The organism is Mesorhizobium sp. P5_C1, from assembly GCF_054049815.1.
In genome coordinates this window covers 1-2,920 of record NZ_JBFULQ010000627.1, presented here as the reverse complement: position 1 = coordinate 2,920, position 2,920 = coordinate 1, and the positions used below count along the sequence as shown (strand labels likewise).

The following is a 2,920-nucleotide window of genomic DNA, read 5'->3' as shown; positions in this document are numbered from 1 at the left end:
GGCAAGGACATGTATGACGGCATCCCTTGGCTCGGCCGAAGCAGGTTTGTCTGGGTAGGCGAAGAACGCCACCGGACGCGTTGCGCCCACCAGGATGACGTTTGAAACGTCCGATAGCACCTTCACGGCCTGGTCTATGGAGTAGGGCAGTCGCGTGACCGGATATCGCCCTTCGCCGCGTTCGATGCGGGCATTCGAAACCGGCGCATAAAGTCTCGCACCGGTTGCGGCGGCGATCCTGCTTGCGAGTTCAAGCTGCGGCGCCCGAAGCGCCATGCCGCCAAGAATGATCGCCGTCTGCCGGCCGGACCGCAGCAGGCGCGTCGCTGTCACCACGGCGTCGGGGCTCACCTGCGGAGCGCTGGATACGGGACGGGACGACCCCACAATGCCGCCGGTACTCCAGCAGACATCCGACGGCAATATGAGGGTAGCTATGCCGCCCGGACTCTGCAGCGAGGCTTCGACGGCGGCCGCGGCATCTTCTCCTACCGTGCGCGAACTCGCTGATGTCCTGACCCATCGCGAAACCGGACGCGACCAGCCTTCGGTATCGGCCGTCAGCGGTGCGTCGAGCGGGCGGTGATAGGTCGCCTGATCGCCCACCAGGTTGACGATTGGCGTGTTCGCGCGGCGTGCGTTGTGAAGGTTAGCGAGACCGTTTGCCAGGCCCGGGCCGCAATGCAGCAAGGTTGCTGCTGGCTTGCCGGTCATTCGTGCATAGCCGTCCGCAGCACCCGTCACAACGCCTTCGAACAGGCCAAGCACACAGCGCATGCCGACAATCCGGTCCAGCGCCGCGACGAAGTGCATTTCGCTGGTTCCCGGATTGGCGAAGCATGTGTTCACCCCGCACGCCAGCAAGGTTCTRACCAGGCTCTCGGCACCGTTCATGACTTTTTCCGTTCCATCTCTCAAGATGCGGCTTCAGAGGCTGGTTGGGCTCCGTGGTAGCGCGCTACGCCGATCCCGGAGGGAGACGTGACGGCTTTGAGGGCGGAAGCGAGATCCTTGAGTTTCTGGGGTGTGTAGGCATCGTAGTAGGCTTGGTTCTTGCGGCCGATTGCGTGCTCGGCGCTGAAGCTGCCGCCGAAGTCATTGACGACGATATCGACCACCCAGTCGCGGACGCGTCTTTCGAATGTGCTGTCGGCGGCACTGGTGCCGTCCTTCGACGCAACCAGATTGAAATGCACACCGCCATCGCCGATATGGCCGAAATCGCAGATGGAAACGTCTGGGAATTTCTGCGGGATGTCGATCGCCATTCGTTCGCAGAACGCCATCAGTTGGCCACGGCGGAACGAAAGATCAAAAGCGACAAGCTTGCCCAGATGCTTGACCCCTTCGGAAATCGCATGCCGCAGTGACCAGATCTCATGCGGTGGCCCGATGATCGCATCTTCCAGCGGACAATCCTCGCTTTCCCAGATCTCAGCGAGCACGCTTTCCAGTGTCTCGGAGAGAGGCTGCTCGCCCTTACGTGGGTCCCAACTGCGCGTGATCTCGGCCAGAATGACATAATGGGGTATCACGCCGCCCTGGAACGGGTTCCTAAGGGACGGGATATGGGCCAAAGTCGCCGCGATCGCATTCCCCGACATGCCTTCGAAGGCGGTCAGGCAAGCGCCAAGCCTTGCTTCCATGGCATTGAGCAGCGGCATGACCTTGGCCGGATCCTTTGGCACCAAAAGTGCTGCCGCCGTCTGGCGGGGAACCCTCTCCAGATTGAGAACGCATTCCGTGATCAGGCCGAAGGCACCTGACGTGCCGATGAACAATTGCTTCCAGTCGACACCGGTGTTGTTCTTGCGCAGGTCGCAATTCAGGTCGAGGACAGTTCCGTGTTCGTCCGCCAGGACGACTGTCATGCCAAGGGTATTCTTTCGGACATCGCCGRATCTCAGGAAGCGTGCGCCTCCGGTATTGGTCGCTAGCATGCCGCCCAGCCGCGGATCGGCACCGAGATCGATGGGGAAAAACAGTCCGTGTGGTTCCAATCGCGCATTGAGTTCTGAAAGCCGCATTCCTGCATCGGCACGAACGGATCGGTTGTCGAGGTCGAGTTCGAATTGTCTGGTCATCCGGTCGACGCTCAGAACCGCCTGCCGGCCGCTGGCATCGGGTGTCGATGCCGCGACCACCCCGGTGTTTCCCGCCTGCGGTACGATATGGACCCTCTCTCGCACACAATAGGAGATTGCGGCAGCAGCCTCTTGCGTCGTCGCCGGGCGAACAACGAAGGCTGACTTTCCCTGATCGAAGCGGGCGCCGCCTTCATAAGCGGCCATGTCGGTGGCGGTCAGCACGCCATTGTCGCCAAGGATGGCGCGTAGGTCTGCAACATGGCGGTCGATCTGGATGGCTGACATTCTCGTTCCATTGCTTCGCTAGGGTTGGAGCGCATCGGTGCGCCGGCGAAAGTCGATGCGCCTCAACGGGGGGAGCCGAACTGCCCGACAGGTGTTCCAGGCACGGCCACCCTGAAGCTTATCAGCGAGCCGCTGCTGGTCGTGCCGGAGGCAATCGGGGAGAGGGATGTCACAAAGAGGGTTCGCAGATCGCTGCCCCCAAAGCAGGGCATGGTGGGTGCATCGAGCGGGACAGCCACCGGTTCGAGCATTAAGCCGTCCGGCGCTATTCTGTTGAGCCGCCCCGAAGAAACACCAGCGCTCCAGTACGTGCCGTCCTGATCAACGGCCGCGCCGTCCGGCAGGCCCTTGCTCTCGTCGAGAAGGGCGATGATGCGGCCATTCGAGATGTTTCCGGTCGCTGCATCAAAATCGAACGCCTGGATGAAAGGCCCACGCGAGTCAGCGTGATACATGGTCCGTCCATCCGGGCTCCAGGCCAGTCCGTTCGAGACGTAAACCCCATCGAGGACTTTCCTGCTGCGTCCATCGAGCGTGATGCGATGAAG

The 2,920-nt window shown here is 61.7% G+C and carries 3 protein-coding genes; all 3 read right to left on the bottom strand.

Annotated elements, in window-relative coordinates:
- The coding region (locus ACXJ7R_RS29040; protein WP_457154836.1) for an acetolactate synthase large subunit at window positions 1-894 on the bottom strand (894 nt) is incomplete at its 3' end.
- Between the two features lie 20 nt (window positions 895-914).
- The gene (locus ACXJ7R_RS29035) at window positions 915-2,372 is read right to left on the bottom strand and encodes an FAD-binding oxidoreductase (RefSeq protein WP_457154835.1); all 1,458 of its coding nucleotides are present in this window, start codon (window positions 2,370-2,372) and stop codon (window positions 915-917) included.
- 62 nt (window positions 2,373-2,434) lie between these two features.
- Window positions 2,435-2,920: SMP-30/gluconolactonase/LRE family protein (locus ACXJ7R_RS29030; protein WP_457154834.1), on the bottom strand; the 486-nt coding region annotated here is incomplete at its 5' end.